At 63.0% G+C, this 16,810-nt stretch carries 17 protein-coding genes and 1 pseudogene; 14 read left to right on the top strand and 4 right to left on the bottom strand.

Features of this window, described 5'->3' with window-relative positions:
- The first annotated feature begins 8 nt into the window (after positions 1–8).
- From PPGU16_RS01320 to PPGU16_RS01345, 6 genes are all read left to right on the top strand, one after another.
- Entirely contained in the window at positions 9–635 is a 627-nt protein-coding gene (locus tag PPGU16_RS01320; protein ID WP_180721374.1) for an ABC-type transport auxiliary lipoprotein family protein, read from the top strand.
- A 30-nt stretch (positions 636–665) separates the two neighbouring features.
- The gene (locus tag PPGU16_RS01325; RefSeq protein ID WP_180721375.1) at positions 666–1,826 is read left to right on the top strand and encodes a VanZ family protein; all 1,161 of its coding nucleotides are present in this window, start codon (positions 666–668) and stop codon (positions 1,824–1,826) included.
- A gap of 161 nt (positions 1,827–1,987) precedes the next feature.
- On the top strand, positions 1,988–2,311 hold the full coding sequence (locus PPGU16_RS01330) for a (2Fe-2S) ferredoxin domain-containing protein (protein ID WP_054929591.1): 324 nt from the start codon (positions 1,988–1,990) through the stop codon (positions 2,309–2,311).
- A gap of 37 nt (positions 2,312–2,348) precedes the next feature.
- Positions 2,349–2,993 (top strand): alpha/beta hydrolase, encoded by a 645-nt coding sequence (locus PPGU16_RS01335; protein WP_180721376.1) that lies wholly within the window; start codon positions 2,349–2,351, stop codon positions 2,991–2,993.
- 387 nt (positions 2,994–3,380) lie between these two features.
- Entirely contained in the window at positions 3,381–4,610 is a 1,230-nt protein-coding gene (locus PPGU16_RS01340; RefSeq protein WP_180721377.1) for a D-alanyl-D-alanine carboxypeptidase family protein, read from the top strand.
- Between the two features lie 89 nt (positions 4,611–4,699).
- Positions 4,700–4,969, top strand: coding sequence for a DUF493 family protein (locus PPGU16_RS01345; protein ID WP_180721378.1), 270 nt, complete (start codon positions 4,700–4,702; stop codon positions 4,967–4,969).
- A gap of 30 nt (positions 4,970–4,999) precedes the next feature.
- On the opposite strand, the gene PPGU16_RS01350 is transcribed toward PPGU16_RS01345, so the two are convergent.
- From PPGU16_RS01350 to PPGU16_RS01360, 3 genes and pseudogenes are all read right to left on the bottom strand, one after another.
- Positions 5,000–5,296 (bottom strand): hypothetical protein, encoded by a 297-nt coding sequence (locus PPGU16_RS01350; RefSeq protein ID WP_180721379.1) that lies wholly within the window; start codon positions 5,294–5,296, stop codon positions 5,000–5,002.
- Positions 5,293–5,770, bottom strand: a pseudogene (locus PPGU16_RS01355) (DUF2778 domain-containing protein). Before PPGU16_RS01355 ends, PPGU16_RS01350 begins: the two are co-directional and overlap by 4 nt.
- An 87-nt stretch (positions 5,771–5,857) precedes the next feature.
- The gene (locus PPGU16_RS01360) at positions 5,858–6,853 is read right to left on the bottom strand and encodes a transcriptional regulator GcvA (RefSeq protein WP_243460563.1); all 996 of its coding nucleotides are present in this window, start codon (positions 6,851–6,853) and stop codon (positions 5,858–5,860) included.
- 98 nt (positions 6,854–6,951) lie between these two features.
- Here PPGU16_RS01360 and PPGU16_RS01365 point away from each other — a divergent pair, with 98 nt between their 5' ends.
- The 4 genes from PPGU16_RS01365 (at position 6,952) to PPGU16_RS01380 (ending at position 11,791) form a co-directional block, all read left to right on the top strand.
- Positions 6,952–7,278 carry a DUF2917 domain-containing protein gene (locus PPGU16_RS01365; RefSeq protein ID WP_180721380.1) on the top strand — a complete coding sequence of 109 codons (327 nt, stop codon included), beginning with the start codon at positions 6,952–6,954 and terminating at the stop codon, positions 7,276–7,278.
- A gap of 60 nt (positions 7,279–7,338) precedes the next feature.
- Positions 7,339–8,121: a lipoyl(octanoyl) transferase LipB gene (gene lipB, locus PPGU16_RS01370; protein ID WP_180721381.1), complete on the top strand. Its 783-nt coding sequence runs from the start codon at positions 7,339–7,341 to the stop codon at positions 8,119–8,121.
- Positions 8,122–8,134: 13 nt separating this feature from the next.
- Positions 8,135–9,136: a lipoyl synthase gene (lipA, locus tag PPGU16_RS01375; protein ID WP_180721382.1), complete on the top strand. Its 1,002-nt coding sequence runs from the start codon at positions 8,135–8,137 to the stop codon at positions 9,134–9,136.
- Positions 9,137–10,108: 972 nt separating this feature from the next.
- Positions 10,109–11,791 (top strand): Na/Pi cotransporter family protein, encoded by a 1,683-nt coding sequence (locus tag PPGU16_RS01380; RefSeq protein WP_180721383.1) that lies wholly within the window; start codon positions 10,109–10,111, stop codon positions 11,789–11,791.
- A gap of 18 nt (positions 11,792–11,809) precedes the next feature.
- Here the strand turns inward: PPGU16_RS01380 and PPGU16_RS01385 are convergent, their stop codons facing one another.
- Positions 11,810–12,586: a DeoR/GlpR family DNA-binding transcription regulator gene (locus tag PPGU16_RS01385; protein ID WP_180721384.1), complete on the bottom strand. Its 777-nt coding sequence runs from the start codon at positions 12,584–12,586 to the stop codon at positions 11,810–11,812.
- A gap of 399 nt (positions 12,587–12,985) precedes the next feature.
- Between PPGU16_RS01385 and ugpQ the strand changes: the two genes are divergently transcribed.
- The 4 genes from ugpQ to PPGU16_RS01405 all read left to right on the top strand — a co-directional run bounded on the left by ugpQ (position 12,986) and on the right by PPGU16_RS01405 (position 16,800).
- A complete protein-coding gene (ugpQ, locus tag PPGU16_RS01390; protein ID WP_180722518.1) occupies positions 12,986–13,750 on the top strand; it encodes a glycerophosphodiester phosphodiesterase in 765 nt (254 codons plus the stop codon).
- 85 nt (positions 13,751–13,835) lie between these two features.
- Positions 13,836–14,942, top strand: coding sequence for an ABC transporter substrate-binding protein (locus tag PPGU16_RS01395; protein WP_180721385.1), 1,107 nt, complete (start codon positions 13,836–13,838; stop codon positions 14,940–14,942).
- Positions 14,943–15,070: 128 nt separating this feature from the next.
- Complete coding sequence (locus PPGU16_RS01400; RefSeq protein WP_180721386.1) at positions 15,071–16,012, top strand: ABC transporter permease; 942 nt, start codon at positions 15,071–15,073, stop codon at positions 16,010–16,012.
- On the top strand, positions 16,009–16,800 hold the full coding sequence (locus PPGU16_RS01405; RefSeq protein ID WP_180721387.1) for an ABC transporter permease: 792 nt from the start codon (positions 16,009–16,011) through the stop codon (positions 16,798–16,800). The genes PPGU16_RS01400 and PPGU16_RS01405 overlap by 4 nt, the downstream gene beginning before the upstream one ends.
- Positions 16,801–16,810 lie beyond the last annotated feature (10 nt).

Consider the following 16,810-nt stretch of genomic DNA (forward strand, 5'->3'; position numbering starts at 1 on the left):
AACACAGCATGTCACGCTCGATCAACCGTCTCTTCACCTCGCGCGCCGCGCTCGCTGCGCTGCTGCTCGCGCTCGGCGCGCTGGCCGGCTGCGCGGGCAATCCCGCCGCGCTCTCCGATATCCGCTACGACCTCGGCCCGGCCCCGCTGCCGGGCAGCACGGGCACGATGCCGGCCATCAAGGTGCTCGAGGTCACGGCGCCGGGCACGCTGGATTCCGACAAGCTGATCTATCGCATGACGTATTCGGACTCGCAGCAGACAGCCTCGTACGCGAACAGCCACTGGACGATGCCGCCCGCGCAACTGGTCACGCAGCGCCTGCGTAATGCGCTGTCGTCGCGCGGCACGGTGCTCACGGGCGGCGACGGCGTGCGCGCGCCGGTGCTCAAAGTCGACCTCGACGAGTTCGAGCAGGACTTTGACGGCCAGTCCGAGAGCCACGGCTCCGTGACCGCGCGCACGACGCTGTTCGTCGACGGCAAGGTGGTCGGACAGCGCACCTTCATGGCCCGCGCGCCCGCCAGTTCCGCCGATGCCGCAGGCGGCGCGCGTGCGCTCGCCGCCGCCACCGACGATCTCGTCGCGCAGATTTCCGCCTGGCTCGGGGTGCAGGCGATCGTCGCCCAGCAATGACGCGTTGTCGCGCGGTCCAGGGAGCGCCGGATGGCTGACAAGCCGTGGCAGCGGCGGCCGTCGGCGTTTGCGAGGCAGGCGCTGGTGCTGTACGCGGCGCTGATCGTCTACGGGTCGTGGTATCCGTTCTATGGCTGGCGCTCGCTCGGTATCGGCCCGCTCGACTATCTGTTCGATCCTTTCCCGCAGTACCTGACGGCCTTCGATGTCGTCACGAACGTGCTCGGCTACATGCCGTTCGGCGCGCTGGTCGTGCTCGCCGTCTATCCGCGCTGGCGGGGCGCAATTGCCGTGGCGTTCGCGTTCGGGCTCGGCACGCTGCTGTCGGGCTTGATGGAAGCCGTGCAGACCTATCTGCCGACGCGCGTCGCGTCGAATCTCGATCTCGCCGCGAACGCGTTGGGCGCGCTGCTCGGCGCGACGCTGATGTCGCCGTTGACGGGCGCGCTGCTCGATCGCGGCATGCTGCGGCGGATGCGCTTCCTGTGGTTCGAGCGCGATAGCACGGCCGTAATCGGGCTGGCGGCCTTGTGGCCGTTCGCGACGATGTATCCGGCGCCGCTGCTGCTCGGCCTGGGCTCATGGCCGCGCGAACTGTGGCTGCGCTCGGATGCGACGATGCAGGATGCGCTGCTTGCCTGGGCGCCCGCCGCGTGGCACGTGCCGGCGTGGCCCGCGCTCGTCGCCGCATGGATGCCCGACGATGCATGGGAAGCCATCATCACCGCGCTCAATCTGCTGGCGGCAGGCGCGCTCGCGTCGCTGCCGATGCGCGAGCGCGCGCCGCGCGTGCGTCTGCTGATCGCATTCGTCGTCGCGATGCTCGCCGTCAAGGCGGGTGCGACGTTTCTGCAATCGCAATCGGGCCTCGCGTTCAACTGGGCGACGCCGGGCGCGCTGATCGGTCTCGCTGGCGGTTTCATCGCGATGCTGCTCACATTGAAGCTGCCGCGCAGTTCGCGCGTCGCGCTCGCGGCGATCGCGCTGGTGGTTTCGCTGGTGTTCGTCAATCTGCTGCCCGTGAATCCGTATTTCGACGTCGTGCTCGCCGACTGGCGGCAAGGCCGCTATCTGCATTTCAACGGCCTTGCGCGCTGGCTCGCGTGGATGTGGCCGTATGCGGCGCTCGTGTGGGTCGGGTTGTCGGCGGAACGCGCATTGCTGTCGAAGCGGCGCGGGTCGCGTGCGTGATCGGCATGCATGCCGGGTCGATGCCGATAGCACGACGCCAGCAGCGATCTGCGATGTTCGAGCCCCGTCGTTATAATCGACGGAACCTCTTATCCCCGCTTACGGCGAGCCGCGCGATGCATGCGAAGGGCTTCGTCCACGCACCTCATACGTCGGCCACCATGGATTCCTTCTTCAAGTATCACGTCTTTTTCTGTCTGAATCAGCGCGAACCGGGCGCAACGCGTCCGAGCTGCGCGAATTGCGGCGCGCAGGAAATGCAGGAATACGCGAAGAAACGCGTGAAACAGCTCGGCCTCGCCGGTCCGGGCCAGGTGCGCATCAACAAGTCGGGGTGTCTGGACCGCTGCGAGGAAGGACCGACTGTCGTCGTGTATCCGGAAGGCGTCTGGTACACGTATGTCGACAAGAGCGATATCGATGAGATCGTCGATTCGCATCTCGCGAACGGCAAGATCGTCGAGCGCCTTCTGATCGACCGCTGATCCGTAGCGTTTCAACCGCGTCACTCGTCCACACAAGATGAACGTACACACGAAGAAATATCTGATCGACGGCCCGGTGGGCAAGATCGAAGTCGCCGTCGATGCCCCCGACGCCAGCCGCGACGGCGGCGCTGCGCCGCGCGGTCTCGCGCTCGTTGCACACCCGCATCCGCTGTTTGGCGGCACGATGGACAACAAGGTTGCGCAGACGCTCGCGCGCACGCTGGTGCAGCTGAACTACATCACGTATCGCTCGAATTTTCGCGGCGTTGGCGAAACGCAAGGCACGCACGACAACGGCGTCGGCGAACGCGACGACCTGCGCGCGGTGCTCGATCACATGCGCGCGCAGCCCGGCCACGCCGATCTGCCGCTGGTCCTCGCGGGCTTTTCGTTCGGCACGTTCGTGCTGTCGCATGTCGCCGCGCGGCTGCGTGAAGAAGGGCAGGCGATCGAGCGGATGGTGTTCGTCGGTACGGCGGCGAGCCGCTGGGAGGTCGCGCCCGTGCCGGAAAACACGCTCGTGATCCACGGCGAAACCGACGATACCGTGCCGATCCAGTCGGTTTTCGACTGGGCGCAGCCGCAGGAACTGCCCGTCGTGGTGATTCCGGGCGCCGAGCATTTCCTGCATCGCAAGCTGCATATCCTCAAGCGCATCATCGTCGACGCGTGGCGCTGATTTCACGATGCCCGCGCATCGCAAAAAACATCAGTGACCGCGTGTTGCTGATGTGGTAAAAACCCGCGAAAAATGCGGGAAAACTCCATGACGTACGGCAAATTGTCAGGCGGCGGCGCGTATAATGAGCGCTCTTTTTTGGGCGCAGCATTGCCCGTCTGGTGGATCGAATCGCCTCGCTCGTGAGTTCATGGCAGCGGATTCGGCGCGAGATGCGAGGCGCGCTGCGCGAACCGACCGCGTGACAGACAGTCTGACGAGCAGTCAAAACCACGCCGTGCCGCGCTTGTGACACTCGCGCGCGGCGGCGACTGCCAGTCCGGCATCACGCGAAACATCCGAACTGCGCATCCTGCGCATCAGCCCATTTCTGCCCGAATCGATCCTATGCGCTTTTCGAATCCCGGCTCTTTCAGCCTTTCCAGCCTTGCTTCTTTCGTTCCGCAATCCGTCGCCAGCAAGCTCGCGCTGGGTCTCGCGCTGCCCGCCGCGCTCGTCGCCGGCACGGCGTTCGCGCAGGTGCCGCCGCCGGGCGTGAACGCGCGCTCGTGGGTGCTCGTCGATGCAACCAGCAACCAGGTGCTCGCATCGGGCAATCCGGATGAACGTGTCGAGCCGGCGTCGCTGACCAAGCTGATGACGGCTTACCTCACGTTCGAGGCGCTGCAGACGAAGAAGATCACGATGGACCAGTCGATCAATCCGAGCGAGGCCGTGCGCCGCGTGAAGAACGACGAATCGCGCATGTTCATCGAAGCGAACAAGCCCGTCACGGTCCACGATCTCGTCTACGGGATGATCATCCAGTCGGGCAACGACGCCGCGATCGCGCTGGCTGAGCTGGTCGGCGGCAGCGAGGCGCAGTTCGTCAACATGATGAACGCGGAAGCGCAAAAGCTCGGCATGAAGAACACGCACTTCGCCGATGTGAATGGCATGCCCGATGCGCAGCACTACACGACGGCGGGCGACCTCGCCATCCTGTCGGCGCGCCTGATCCGCGACTACCCTGACTACTACAACATCTTCTCGGTCAAGGAATTCACGTATAACAAGATCAAGCAGCCGAACCGCAACCGTCTGCTGTGGATCGACCCGACCGTCGACGGCCTGAAGACGGGCCACACGCAAGCGGCGGGCTACTGCCTGATCGCGAGCGCGAAGCGTCCGCTGCCGGGCGTGCCTGATGCATCGCGCCGTCTGGTGACGGTGATGATGGGCGAACAGAAAGAGCACGACCGCGTGCAGGACAGCCTGAAGATGCTGAACTACGGCTATTCCGCGTACGACGCGGTGCGCCTGTACAAGGCCAATCAGGTGGTCGAGACGCCGCGCGTCTACAAGGGCTCGCAAGATACCGTGAAGCTCGGCGTGAAGACGGACCAGTACATCACGCTGCCGAAGGGCATGGCCGACAAGGTCAAGCCGCAGGTCGAGCACGCCGATCCGCTGATCGCGCCGCTCACCGAAGGTCAGCAGGTCGGCACGGTGAAGTTCGTCGCCGACGGCAAGACGCTCGCGCAGGTGCCGCTCGTCGCGCTGCAGGCGGTGCCGCAGGCGGGCATCGTCGGCCGCGTGTGGGATTCGATGATGCTGATGTTCAACAAGAAGAAGTAAGCCGGTAACAGGTAGAAAACCTGCGGCTTGCTTTTTCGCCGCGCGCAGTCATATAGGTTGATTGCGTGCGGTGAGTAAAGGAGTCGAGCATGAATGCCGAGAAAGAATCGTTGATAGATTTTCCGTGTGACTTCCCCATCAAGGTGATGGGCAAGTCGCACCCCGAGTTCCAGACCACGATCGTCGAGGTGATTCGCCAGTTCGACGGCGGGTTTGACGCGGAACGTATCGAAGTGCGGCCGTCGAGCGGCGGCAACTACACCGGCCTGACGGTGACGGTGCGCGCGCTGAATCGCGAGCATCTGGATGATATCTACCGGGCGCTGACCGGGCATCCGATGGTCAAGGTCGTGCTGTAACGGGTGTGACGGTGGGCGGGCGGTGGCGCGCTAGCGAAACGATCTACGTATCCGCCGCCACCCGAACATGCCGAGTGGCATGACGACGAGCGCAGAAACCAGATGCGCCGCGATGAACAGGACGAGTGCGGCGGCATTTTCCATGTCGAGCGCATCCGGGTTGTAGTCCGGCTCGAACCGAAGCCAAAGCGAGGTAATGGCCTCGCGAAACCACATCGGTATTTCGAAATACGTGTGTGCGTAGGTGAAGCGGGTTATCGCGAAGGCGACAACGAGCCACACGGCGACCGACGCTGCGCTCCAGCCAATGAACGCGGCGCGTTTCATCTAACCTCCACCCTGCCGTACGCTTTCATACGAATGCCAGGCACGGGCATGTCGGGCTCATATGCCCTGATGTAGCGTTGGAGCCGGTCGAAGTCGGCACGATGCAGCACGGTGATGCATCCGTCGCTCTCGTGCATCGGTCCGTCAGGATGCAGGCGGAAGTGGCCGCGCTTTATACCGTTGATGTTGGTTATGTCGCCGCCATTGGCGTTCCACAGCATGAACCACGCGTGACGGTCGGTTGTACCAAACCAGGGCCCGAACGTGTCGCAAACCATCCGAGTCGCCCCCCGATTGTCTGTCAATGATGTAGTAAGTCCCGGGTGGGATCGGGCCGACTCCAAAGTCGGCAACATCGTTCGGATTGTCGCGGCCCTTGCCGTGGCCTGAATATGCCGGGACCGCGCCGAAGCCCAAACAGTCCGGCATTGACGTTTCGCGATTGTCGAGCGTGAAAGTGCAATAGACGGGCATCGTTGTTGTCTCCCTTCATTCCGTCGGTCCGCGGAACATCGGCCGGCAATCCTATCGTTGCCAGCCGGAGGGAGTTGTCAAATTGCGTCAAGGCGGCGCAATTGAAGCTGTACGTGCTAGTGCGCCTTCTGCATCGCCGGGGCCTGGAGGCGTCGAGCGCTTCGCGCTCTCGCTACATGCGCTTTCGAATAGCTGCTTGAACCGCCCGACTTCGTCGAACACCCAGTCGCGGAACGCCTTCACGCGCGCTGTCTGCATGAGTTGCGGCGTGCAGATGAAGTAGTACTGCCACGGGCTCGGTCCGTCGATATCGAACAACCGCACGAGCCGGCCCGCCGCGACCTCGTGCATCGCGAGCGAACGGCGCGTCAGCGCCACGCCCTGGCCGTCGCTGGCCGCTTGCAGCAGATTCGACGAATCCTGATACAGCACGCCGCGCTTCGGCTCCGGCCAGTCCGTGAGGCCGGCCGCGTCGAACCACGGGCGCCATAGCTCGTCGTCGGAGCGCAGCAGCGGTACGTTGGCGAGATCGGTGGGCACTTTCGGCAGATTGCCGCCGTTGAAGGTCGGCGAGCACGCCGGAAAGAACACCTCTTCGAGCAACAGTTCGGCGTGCAGCCCCGGATAGGGGCCGTAGCCGAAACGGATCGCGCAATCGACGTCGTCGCGGGCGAAATCGGTGAGCGCGTTGGTCGACAGCAGTTCGAGATCCCACTGCGGATTCGCCTCGATGAACCGTCCGATACGCGGCGTCACCCAGCGCGCCGCAAACGACGACAGCATCGACACGACCAGTCGCCGGTCGCGGTCGCCGGCGCGAATCTCGCGCGTTGCTTCCGCCAGCGAGATCAGCGCCGAGCGCACCTGTACGGCGTAACGGCGGCCGATATCGGTGAGCCGCACGCGCTTGCCATCGCGAGCGAAGAGCTTCACACCCAGCTCTTCTTCGAGGCCGCGAATCTGATGGCTGACCGCGCCGTGCGTGACGTACAGCTCGTCGGCGGCACGCGAAAAGCTCTCGTGACGGGCGGCGGCCTCAAAGGCCTTGATCGCGTTCAGTGCAGGCAGCTGGCGGAGGTCCATCGCAATTTTTCTCACATAAGGGTGAAAATTGATCGTTTGGCGTAAACCCTTGTCCCGTATAGGATTGTAGTCATGAAACGATTTTTGGCGAGGCCATCATGCGAGAAATTTCCTCTAGCATCACGTTTGAAATCGTAGCCGGTGAAACCGTTCCGATGAAGATTACGCGCAGCACGCGCCTGGCTGTTTCAGGCGGCGCGGTGTGGGTGACCCGCAGCGACGACGTCGAAGATTACTGGCTCGAACCCGGTAAGACGCTGCGTCTGCGGCGCGGCGAGCGGCTGTGGCTGTCCGTCGAGCGCGGCGAGCAGGCGCGCGTCGCGTTCCATGTGCCGACGCGGCCGGAACAAAAGGCGCTCAACTGGGCGGCGCGTGTCAGCGAACGTCTTGGCGCGTGGCTGCGTTCGGGATGGCGCACGGTCTGATCCCAGTTATTGCCCTCGTGGCCGGCGAGGCGCGCAGGATTTCGGTAAACTGCCGGAATCATGTGTGCCACGTCGGTTTCACCCGTCCCCGAGTCTTCGACTTCCATCCCGCCAGACGCCGCGCCGTCTGACGTCGCGGCGCAAAGCCACGCTGTACAGCCGGTGATCGTGCGCTGGCGCGGCTCGGAAGACTATCAGTCAAGCTTCGACGCGATGCGCGCGTTCACCGATTCGCGCACACCGGAAACGTCTGACGAAATCTGGCTCGTCGAACATCCTCCCGTTTTTACGCTTGGCCAGGCGGGCGACCCCGCGCATCTGCTCGCCGCCGACAGCGGCATTCCCCTCGTCAAGGTCGATCGTGGGGGCCAGATCACGTATCACGGTCCCGGTCAGGTGGTCGCCTATCTGTTGCTCGACCTGCGACGGCGCAAGCTGATGGTGCGCGAGCTGGTGACGCGGATCGAGCAGGCCGTGATCGACACACTCGCGGCGTATAATCTCGCCGGTGAACGCAAGGCGGGCGCGCCGGGCATCTATGTCGCGCCTGAGCAGCCGAACGCCGGATTGCACGCCGGCGCGAAGATCGCCGCGCTGGGCCTGAAAATCCGTAGCGGGTGCAGTTATCACGGCGTCAGCCTGAACGTGAAAATGGACCTGCAGCCGTTTCTCGCCATCAACCCGTGCGGTTACGCGGGGCTCGAAACAGTCGATATGGCGACGCTCGGCGTCGCGGCCGGCTGGGACGACGTAGCCCGAACCCTTGCAGCAAGCCTCATCGCCAACATCGACGGCATCCCCGCAGCCGTCGGCCTACCGCAGGCCGGTGCCATCACCGCCTGACTGGAACGAACGAATGACTGACGTTACCGCGAATCCCGCAGCCTCGAGTCCTGTCAACGCCGCCGCTCCGGCGCCGTACGACGCGACCGCCAAGCAGAAGGCGCAAGCCAAGACCGCGCGCATTCCGATCAAGATCGTTCCGATCGAAAAACTGAAGAAGCCCGACTGGATTCGCGTGAAGGCGGCGACGGGCAGTTCGCGTTTCTACGAGATCAAGCAGATTCTGCGCGAGCACAATTTGCATACGGTATGCGAGGAAGCGAGCTGCCCGAACATCGGCGAATGCTTCGGCAAGGGCACCGCGACGTTCATGATCATGGGCGACAAGTGCACACGCCGTTGCCCGTTCTGCGACGTCGGCCACGGCCGGCCCGACCCGCTCGATCCGGAAGAGCCGCTGAACCTTGCGCGCACGATCGCCGCGCTGAAGCTGAAGTACGTCGTGATTACGAGCGTCGACCGCGACGATCTGCGCGATGGTGGCGCGGCGCACTTTGTCGAGTGCATCGCGAAGACGCGCGAGCTGTCGCCGGAAACGCGCATCGAAATCCTGACGCCGGACTTCCGTGGCCGTCTTGATCGTGCGATCGGCATTCTGAATGCGGCTCCGCCCGATGTGATGAACCACAACCTCGAAACGGTGCCGCGTCTGTACAAGGAAGCGCGCCCGGGTTCGGACTATGCACATTCGCTGAAGCTGCTGAAGGATTTCAAGGCGCTGCATCCGGATGTCGCGACGAAGTCTGGTCTGATGGTCGGACTGGGCGAAACGGAAGAAGAGATTCTCCAGGTGATGCGCGATCTGCGCGAGCACAACGTCGATATGCTGACGATTGGGCAGTACCTGCAGCCTTCGGAGCACCATCTGCCCGTGCGTGCGTATGTGCACCCGGACACGTTCAAGATGTACGAGGAAGAAGCGTACAAGATGGGGTTCACGCATGCGGCTGTCGGCGCGATGGTGCGGTCGAGTTATCACGCGGATGTGCAGGCGCATGATGCCGGCGTAGTGTGAGGGTTGGGTTTGTCTTTTGTCTTTTGTCTTTCGGCAGATGCCGTCTGACCTGGAAATGCCCGCGCAAGCGGGCTTTTTTTTGTCTGCGACGTTGGGTGGTTTGCTTGTGTTTGCGCTGGCATCCGCGAATTGTTAGCGTGCTTCACGCGTTGCCCCTGTGCGGGGCGGCACCTACTTTTCTTTGCCACCGCCGCAAAGAAAAGTAGGCAAAAGAAAGCGGCTCACACCGCCAGCCCGTGTGTTTGCCTGAGGGCCCCCAACCGGTCTTACGCTTCACACGGCAACCACCTGACCGACGTCCGTTGCCAGCGCCCTTGCAGTGCGCCTCACCCGCTTCACGCTCCCGCACTACAGCACGCCGTGCCAGACAGTCCGCCGCCGCCCAGGTGGCAAACTGTGTGTAGGCCGCAGTACCTCACACCTCTCACTCCGGACCGATAGCGCAAGCGCCCCACCCTGTAGAAGCGCCAGGTTATACGTCGCGACAACCTGCACACAGTTTGCCACCTGGGCGGCATAGACCATTCGCTGCCGCGTGTGGGAGTATGGATATTTGAAGCGGATGAGGTGCACATTCAAAGCGTTGGTAACGAGCACTAACCAGGGCGCCGCCGTGTGAAGGGTGGGGACGTTGGGGGCCCGTGGATAGAAACACGTGCTGGCGGTGTGAGCCGCTTTCTTTTGCCTACTTTTCTTTGCGGCGGCAAAGAAAAGTAGGTGCCGCCCCGCACAGGGGCAACGCTAGCGGACCAAAGACACCACGCGGATGCCAGCACAAAAGCTAAAACACCAAAACCCCCCAGCACCCGCAGCCCCCCCTTTTGTTGCAAAGGCCACAAAAAAACAAAACGCACAAAATTACAACAACGCAAAACTATGCAACACTAGCCAACATGAGATCCGGACGCATGCGTCCAGCAGTAACGGCGCAGGCATTCCGGGCGATCGCGGAAGTCCTGAAGCGTCGTGCCTATGTTGATCCTGTTGAACTTGCTGTCGGGTGTGGCATTGCTGGTGTGGGGCACGCATATCGTGCGCACCGGCATTCTGCGCGTGTGGGGCGCCGATCTGCGCCGCGTGCTGGCGCGCAGCACCAATAGCCGCGCGAAGGCTTTCGCCGCAGGTGTCGGCGTCACCAGTCTCGTGCAGAGCAGCAATGCCACCGCAATGATCGTCACGTCGTTTGCGGCCCAAGGCATGCTGCCGCTCGCCAGCGGCCTCGCCATCATGCTCGGCGCGGATGTCGGCACGGCGCTAATGGCGCGCATTCTCACGCTCGATCTGTCGTGGCTCTCGCCGTTTCTGATCGTCTTCGGCGTGCCGCTCTTTCTCTCTCGCAAGCAGAACCGCCTCGGACAGGTCGGTCGCACATTGATCGGGCTGGGGCTGATTCTGCTGGCGCTGCACCTGATCGTCGAAACCGCGCAGCCGATGATGCACGGCGCCGGCGTGCGCGTCATGTTCGGCGCGCTGACGGGCGATACGATGCTCGACGCGCTGGTCGGCGCGACCTTTGCCATCATTTCCTATTCGAGTCTCGCGGCCGTGCTGCTGACGGCGACGCTCGCGTCGTCGGGTGTGATCTCGTTGAAGGTCGCGCTGTGTCTGGTGATCGGCGCGAATCTCGGCAGTGGACTGCTCGCGCTGGCGGGCACGGTCGCGCAGAACACGGCGGCGCGCCGGCTTGCGCTCGGCAGCCTCGCGTTCAAGCTCGCGGGCGCGCTGTTGATCCTGCCGTTCACATCGCTGCTCGCGCGTGGCTTGCCTGTCCTGATCAACAATCCCCGCGAATCCGTCGTGGGCTTCCATGTGATCTACAACACATTGCGCTGCTGCGCGTGCATGCCGCTGATCGATGCCGTCGCGCGCGCATGCCGCCGCCTGCTGCCCGAGCGGCCGGACCCGAACGGCCAGCTTCGTCCGATGCATCTCGACGCCGCGTCACTTTCGACCCCCGCGCTCGCGCTGTCGAATGCCGCGCGCGAGGTGCTGCGCATCGGCGATATCGTGCGGGCGATGCTCGACAACGTCTCGCATCTGATCCACCACAACGATCTGGCCAAGGCACGCGATACGATCCGCATGGACGACGACGTCGATCATCTCTATGCCGAAGTCAAAGCCTATCTCGCGCGCATTTCACGCGAGCAGCTCGACGATGCCGACAGCCGGCGCTGGACCGACATCATCGCGCTGACGATCAACCTCGAACACGCGGGCGACATCATCGAGCGCATCGTTACCGACATCGAGGAGAAGAAGATTGCGCACCGCCTGGCGTTTTCGGAAGAGGGCTTGAGCGAACTCGACGACTTGCATACGCGGCTGGTCGGCAACCTGCAACTGGGCATGTCGGTGTTCCTGAACAACGACCTGCGCTGCGCGGAGTTGCTGCTCGCCGAGAAAGAGCGCTTTCGCGATCTGGAGCGCGCGTATTCGTACAAGCATCTGGACCGGCTCGCGGGACAGACGTTGCGCAGCGTCGAAACAAGCGCGCTGCATCTCGACGTGATCAGCGACATGAAGCGGCTCAATTCGCTGTTCTGTTCGACGGCTTACCCGGTGCTCGACGCGGCAGGTGCGCTGCACGACACGCGCTTGCGCAAGCGCATGCATGAAGAGGTGCCCGCCGTGAGCGTGACGCAGCAAATGTGACGCGCCGCACACGCGACATCAGGCGAGTATCACCTTGCCCACTTTGCGCTTGAGTTGCGCGAACGCCGCGACTTCCGTTGCCTTGCGGTTGGTGATCAGCAAATCGATCTTTTCGGGCAGGCAGTAGGCGATGCGGCTGCGCTGGCCGATCTTGCTGTAGTCCGCGAGTATCACGACGCTGTCCGCGTTGGCAACCATCGCGCGCGCGACTTCTGTTTCCGCGCGGTCGTAGTTGCTGGCGCCATGCTTCGGATCGACGCCGACGGGCGAGAGCAGCGCGATATCCGCGCGATAGCGCTGGATATCGAGAATCGTCGTCTCGCCGGTGGTGGACAACGCGCGGTCGCTGATCGAGCCGCCCAGCAGAATCACTTCGTTTGCTGTGGAGTCGTCGCGTTTGTCCGGCGCGCCACGCATCTTCATCGCGACATCGATCGAGTTGGTAATGATGGTCAGGTTCGCGAGCTTCGCGAGTTCGTCGGCGAGTGCCGCCGTGGTCGTGCCAGCATCGATGAAAAGCGTTTGCCCGCTGGCGACCACGCCCGTCGCGGCCTTCGCGATGGCTTTCTTCGACTTTACGTGCGTCTGCGCGCGTTCGGAGATGGGCGCTTCGTCCGCGGGCTTGATCGCGCCGCCATGCACGCGGCGCAACTCGCCGAGCGCTTCGAGATCCAGCAGGTCGCGCCGCACGGTTTCGCGCGATACGCCCAGGTCCGCCATGATGCGCTCGGTGGACACGCGTTTGAGTGTCGAGAGCAGCGCGCGTATTCGTTGATGACGGTCTTCCTGCCACATGCGTAGGGTCCTCGCCTGTTCGTATTTAACGTTTTGCGTGCTGCGTTTCCGTATAAACCACTACCAACGGATTATGTCGACGCGATGTCAAAATGCATGACAGGCGGGTTGCATGTGTCCATTGCGGTTGTATTTTTTTGGGAGCTTGCAACTTTGGGTATTTGTATTTAGCCTTCGCATTTTGAGACATTCGCGCCCGATTTGAAACATCGCGAACAGCGCATTTTCGAAAACGAATTGAAATATCCGCTGTGCAATGTTCCTGGCAAGCGTGATGTCGCGCATTGACAAGCTTGCGTCGCTTCGCGCATGGAAGAGCATCCATTCGCGATCCTCAGAATAAGATACAACGGCGCACGCAGGCCGCAGTTCCATCAGATCTTTGTGAAGGCAAGCACGATGGGCAACGGGATCGATCAGGCATTAATCGCAGACTGGCCGTATCCACGGCTCGTCGCGCATCGCATCGGCGGCAAGCTCGCGCCGGAGAACACGCTCGCGGGCTTCGAGATGTGCGCGCGCTTCGGCTACAAGATGATCGAGTTCGACGCGAAGCTGTCTTCCGACGACCAGATTTTCCTGCTGCACGACGACGACCTGGACCGTACGACCAACGGCCACGGCCCGGCCGCGCAGCATACGTGGCATCAGCTGGCATCGCTCGACGCCGGCGCCTGGTTCGATCCGCGCTTCGCAGACGAACGGCTGCCGACACTCTCGCAGGTCGCGGCGCGCTGCACGAGTGAAGCGATTGCAGCAAACATTGAAATCAAGCCCTGTCCTGGCCGCGACGAAATCACGGGGCGTCTCGTCGCGCTCGCGGCCAAAGACCTGTGGCGCGCGCAGAAGCCGCTCCTGTCGTCGTTCTCATTCGAAGCATTGAAAGCCGCGCGCGACGCCGCGCCGTCGCTGCCGCGCGGCATGTTGTTCGAAGCGCTGCCCGACGACTGGCTCGCTATCGTGCGCGAGCTCGGGTGCGTATCGCTGCATGCCGACCACAAGCATCTGACGCAACAGAGCGTGCGCGCGATCCGCGATGCCGGCTTGCGCATGCTCGCGTACACGGTGAACGACCCGGCGCGCGCGCGTGAACTCGCGAAGTGGGGCGTTGACATGATTTGTACCGATCGCCTCGATATGATCGGCGCGGACGTCGTGAACTAGTCAAAAGGGTGCACACGCGCACATCGAAAGACGTCGACATGCAGTTTTCCTAACGTAGCAATTTTCGGCAGAGGATGAGAAAACTATGAAACCGACCACGTTGCGTTGTTTCATTTCGGCGTCGGCGCTGGCCGGCGTGGCCGCCGCGGGGAATGCCGTTGCAGCGCCGCCCGATGCGCTCGTCGCAGCGGCAAAGCAGGAAGGGCAACTGACCGTGATCGCGCTGCCGCATGACTGGTGCGGCTATGGTCCGATGATCGCGGACTTCCAGAAGAAGTACGGCATCAAGATCAACGAACTGAATCCCGATGCCGGTTCCGGCGACGAAGTCGAAGCGATCAAGGCGAACAAGGGCAACAAGGGTCCGCAGGCGCCCGACGTGATCGACGTGGGTCTGTCGTTCGGTCCGGCGGCGAAGGCCCAAGGTCTGCTGCAGCCGTACAAGGTGTCGACGTGGAAGTCGATTGCGAGCGAGAACAAGGATCCTGAAGGCTACTGGACGGGGGACTATTACGGCGTGCTGTCGTTCGAAGTGAACGCCGACATGATCGACAAGGTCCCGACCGACTGGGCTGATCTGCAAAAGTCCGACTACAAGAACGCCGTGTCGCTCGCAGGCGATCCGCGCTCGGCGAACCAGGCAATCCAGGGCGTGTATGCCGCTGGTCTTTCCGCCGCGAAGGGCGACGCGAGCAAGGCCGCGCAAGCCGGCCTCAAGTACTTCGCCGATCTGAACAAGAACGGCAACTTCGTACCCGTGATCGGCAAGGCCGCATCGCTCGCGCAAGGCACGACGCCGATCATCGTGCGCTGGGACTACAACGCGCTCGCCGATCGCGACACGCTGAAGGGCAACCCGAAGGTTCAAGTGGTCGTGCCGAAGACGGGCGTCGTCGCGGGCGTCTACGTGCAGGCGATCAGCGCTTACGCGCCGCATCCGAACGCCGCGAAGTTGTGGCTGGAATACCTGTACTCGGACGAAGGCCAGATCGGCTGGCTGACGGGCTATTGCCACCCGATCCGCTACAACGAACTCGTGTCGCAGAAGAAGGTACCGCAGGCGCTGCTCGACAAGCTGCCGCCCGCATCGGCATATAAGAACGCCGTGTTCCCGACGCTGCAGCAGCAGGACGCGACGAAGGAAGTCGTGACGAAGCAGTGGGACTCCGTGGTCGGCGCGAACGTCAAGTAAGCGCTGTGTGAAACGGCGGCCGGCGATCCGGCGATCCGGCGATGCGGGCCACGGTGCGTTACGAGGCCCGCATCGCGCGCCGGATGGCACGGCGAGACGAAGCGGTTGAGTTTGTTCGAGGATGAGTTATGAGCGCTTCATCGGAAGCCGGGCCGGGCGGTCAGGCGGACCTGCTGGTTCCGTCTGTGCCGCAACCCGCGCCGAAGGTCGACGGGCCGGGCAGGACGTCGCCCATCTGGACATGGATCGGCGTGCTGCCGTTCTTTATCTTCGCGCTGTTGTTCCTGATTCTGCCGACGGGCTTCCTGATGGTCGGCGCGTTCCAGGACGCGCAAGGCCACTTCACCTTCGCCAACATGCGCGAGCTGTTCCAGGAAGGCACGATGGACGCCTACTGGATCAGTTTCAAAGTGAGCGCGGCATCGGCGATCGGCGGCGCGGTGCTCGGCTCGCTGCTCGCGTGGGCGGCCGTGCACGGCAAGCTGCCAGGCTGGATTCGTCCGACGCTGCTGACGTTCTCCGGTGTCGCATCGAACTTCGCGGGCGTGCCGCTCGCGTTCGCGTTCATCTGCACGTTGGGACGCGTTGGTCTCGTGACGGTGCTGCTGAAGAAGTACGCGGACATCAATCTCTATTCGACGGGCTTCAGCATCCTGAGCTTCTGGGGCCTGACGATCACCTACCTGTATTTCCAGATTCCGTTGATGGTGCTGATCATCACGCCCGCGCTCGACGGTCTCAAGCGCGAATGGCGTGAAGCGTGCGATTGCCTCGGCGGCACGGCTTACCAGTATTGGCGCCATGTCGCGCTGCCCGTGCTGTGGCCGAGCGTACTCGGCGCGACGCTGCTGCTGTTCGCGAACTCGTTCGGCGCGGTGGCGACGGCGTACGCGTTGACGGGCAGTTCGCTGAACATCGTGACGATTCTGCTGTACGCGCAGATTCGCGGCGACGTGCTGCATAACCAGAACCTCGGCTATGCGCTCGCGCTCGGCATGATTCTCGTGACGGGGCTGTCGAACGGCGGCTATATCTGGCTGCGTTCGCGCGTGGAAAGGGGCCGTCGATGAACAAACAATCGCGCGTGGGAGCATGGACGGCGATGATCGTCGGTTCCCTGTACTTTTTGATTCCGCTGATCGCGACCTTCGAGTTCAGTCTGCGCATGCGGCGCGGCACGTATAGCTTCGACGCGTACAAGGTCGTGCTTGGCGATCCGCATTTTCAGGCGTCGTTCGGTTACTCGATTTTGATGGCGCTGCTGACGATCGTCGTCGGCGTGCTGCTCGTCGTGCCGACGGCGTACTGGGTGCAACTGCGTCTGCCGAAGCTGCGCGGCATCGTCGAGTTCATTACGCTGCTGCCGCTCGTCGTGCCTGCCATCGTGATCGTGTTCGGCTATCTGCGCATCTACAACAGCAGTTCGATTCTGCCGCTCACCGCAAATGAACGCGCGACCGATCTGCTGCTGGTGTTCGGCTACGTGACGCTGTCGCTCCCCTACATGTACCGTGCGGTCGATGCCGGCTTGCGCGCCGTCGATATCCGCTCGCTGACGGAAGCGGCCGAATGTCTCGGCGCCAACTGGCCGACCATTCTGTTCAAGGTGATCTTTCCGAATATCCGCTCGGGCATTCTGTCGGGCGCGTTTCTCACCTTTGCAGTCGTGATCGGCGAGTTCACGCTCGCGAGTCTGCTGGACCGGCCGGCTTTCGGTCCGTATCTGCAGTTGATCGGCGCGAACCGCGCGTATGAACCGTCGGCGCTCGCGATCATCGCGTTCGCGGTCACGTGGGCGTCGATGGGATTGATACAGGTGTTCGGCTCCGCGCGCATGCTCGCCGCGCAAAAACCCTGATGTTGAACTG

The organism is Paraburkholderia largidicola (genome assembly GCF_013426895.1).
Lineage (GTDB): Bacteria > Pseudomonadota > Gammaproteobacteria > Burkholderiales > Burkholderiaceae > Paraburkholderia > Paraburkholderia largidicola.

What these genes read in the sequence shown, in the direction of transcription:
- PPGU16_RS01385 (WP_180721384.1), bottom strand. Translation starts at nt 12,586, where the DNA reads ATGTGGCAGGAAGACCGTCATCAACGAATACGCGCGCTGCTCTCGACA.
- PPGU16_RS01395 (WP_180721385.1), top strand. Translation starts at nt 13,836, where the DNA reads ATGAAACCGACCACGTTGCGTTGTTTCATTTCGGCGTCGGCGCTGGCC.
- PPGU16_RS01360 (WP_243460563.1), bottom strand. Translation starts at nt 6,853, where the DNA reads ATGGACCTCCGCCAGCTGCCTGCACTGAACGCGATCAAGGCCTTTGAG.
- PPGU16_RS01340 (WP_180721377.1), top strand. Translation starts at nt 3,381, where the DNA reads ATGCGCTTTTCGAATCCCGGCTCTTTCAGCCTTTCCAGCCTTGCTTCT.
- PPGU16_RS01400 (WP_180721386.1), top strand. Translation starts at nt 15,071, where the DNA reads ATGAGCGCTTCATCGGAAGCCGGGCCGGGCGGTCAGGCGGACCTGCTG.
- lipA (WP_180721382.1), top strand. Translation starts at nt 8,135, where the DNA reads ATGACTGACGTTACCGCGAATCCCGCAGCCTCGAGTCCTGTCAACGCC.
- PPGU16_RS01335 (WP_180721376.1), top strand. Translation starts at nt 2,349, where the DNA reads ATGAACGTACACACGAAGAAATATCTGATCGACGGCCCGGTGGGCAAG.
- PPGU16_RS01350 (WP_180721379.1), bottom strand. Translation starts at nt 5,296, where the DNA reads ATGAAACGCGCCGCGTTCATTGGCTGGAGCGCAGCGTCGGTCGCCGTG.
- PPGU16_RS01320 (WP_180721374.1), top strand. Translation starts at nt 9, where the DNA reads ATGTCACGCTCGATCAACCGTCTCTTCACCTCGCGCGCCGCGCTCGCT.
- PPGU16_RS01380 (WP_180721383.1), top strand. Translation starts at nt 10,109, where the DNA reads ATGTTGATCCTGTTGAACTTGCTGTCGGGTGTGGCATTGCTGGTGTGG.
- PPGU16_RS01345 (WP_180721378.1), top strand. Translation starts at nt 4,700, where the DNA reads ATGAATGCCGAGAAAGAATCGTTGATAGATTTTCCGTGTGACTTCCCC.
- ugpQ (WP_180722518.1), top strand. Translation starts at nt 12,986, where the DNA reads ATGGGCAACGGGATCGATCAGGCATTAATCGCAGACTGGCCGTATCCA.
- PPGU16_RS01405 (WP_180721387.1), top strand. Translation starts at nt 16,009, where the DNA reads ATGAACAAACAATCGCGCGTGGGAGCATGGACGGCGATGATCGTCGGT.
- lipB (WP_180721381.1), top strand. Translation starts at nt 7,339, where the DNA reads ATGTGTGCCACGTCGGTTTCACCCGTCCCCGAGTCTTCGACTTCCATC.
- PPGU16_RS01330 (WP_054929591.1), top strand. Translation starts at nt 1,988, where the DNA reads ATGGATTCCTTCTTCAAGTATCACGTCTTTTTCTGTCTGAATCAGCGC.
- PPGU16_RS01325 (WP_180721375.1), top strand. Translation starts at nt 666, where the DNA reads ATGGCTGACAAGCCGTGGCAGCGGCGGCCGTCGGCGTTTGCGAGGCAG.
- PPGU16_RS01365 (WP_180721380.1), top strand. Translation starts at nt 6,952, where the DNA reads ATGCGAGAAATTTCCTCTAGCATCACGTTTGAAATCGTAGCCGGTGAA.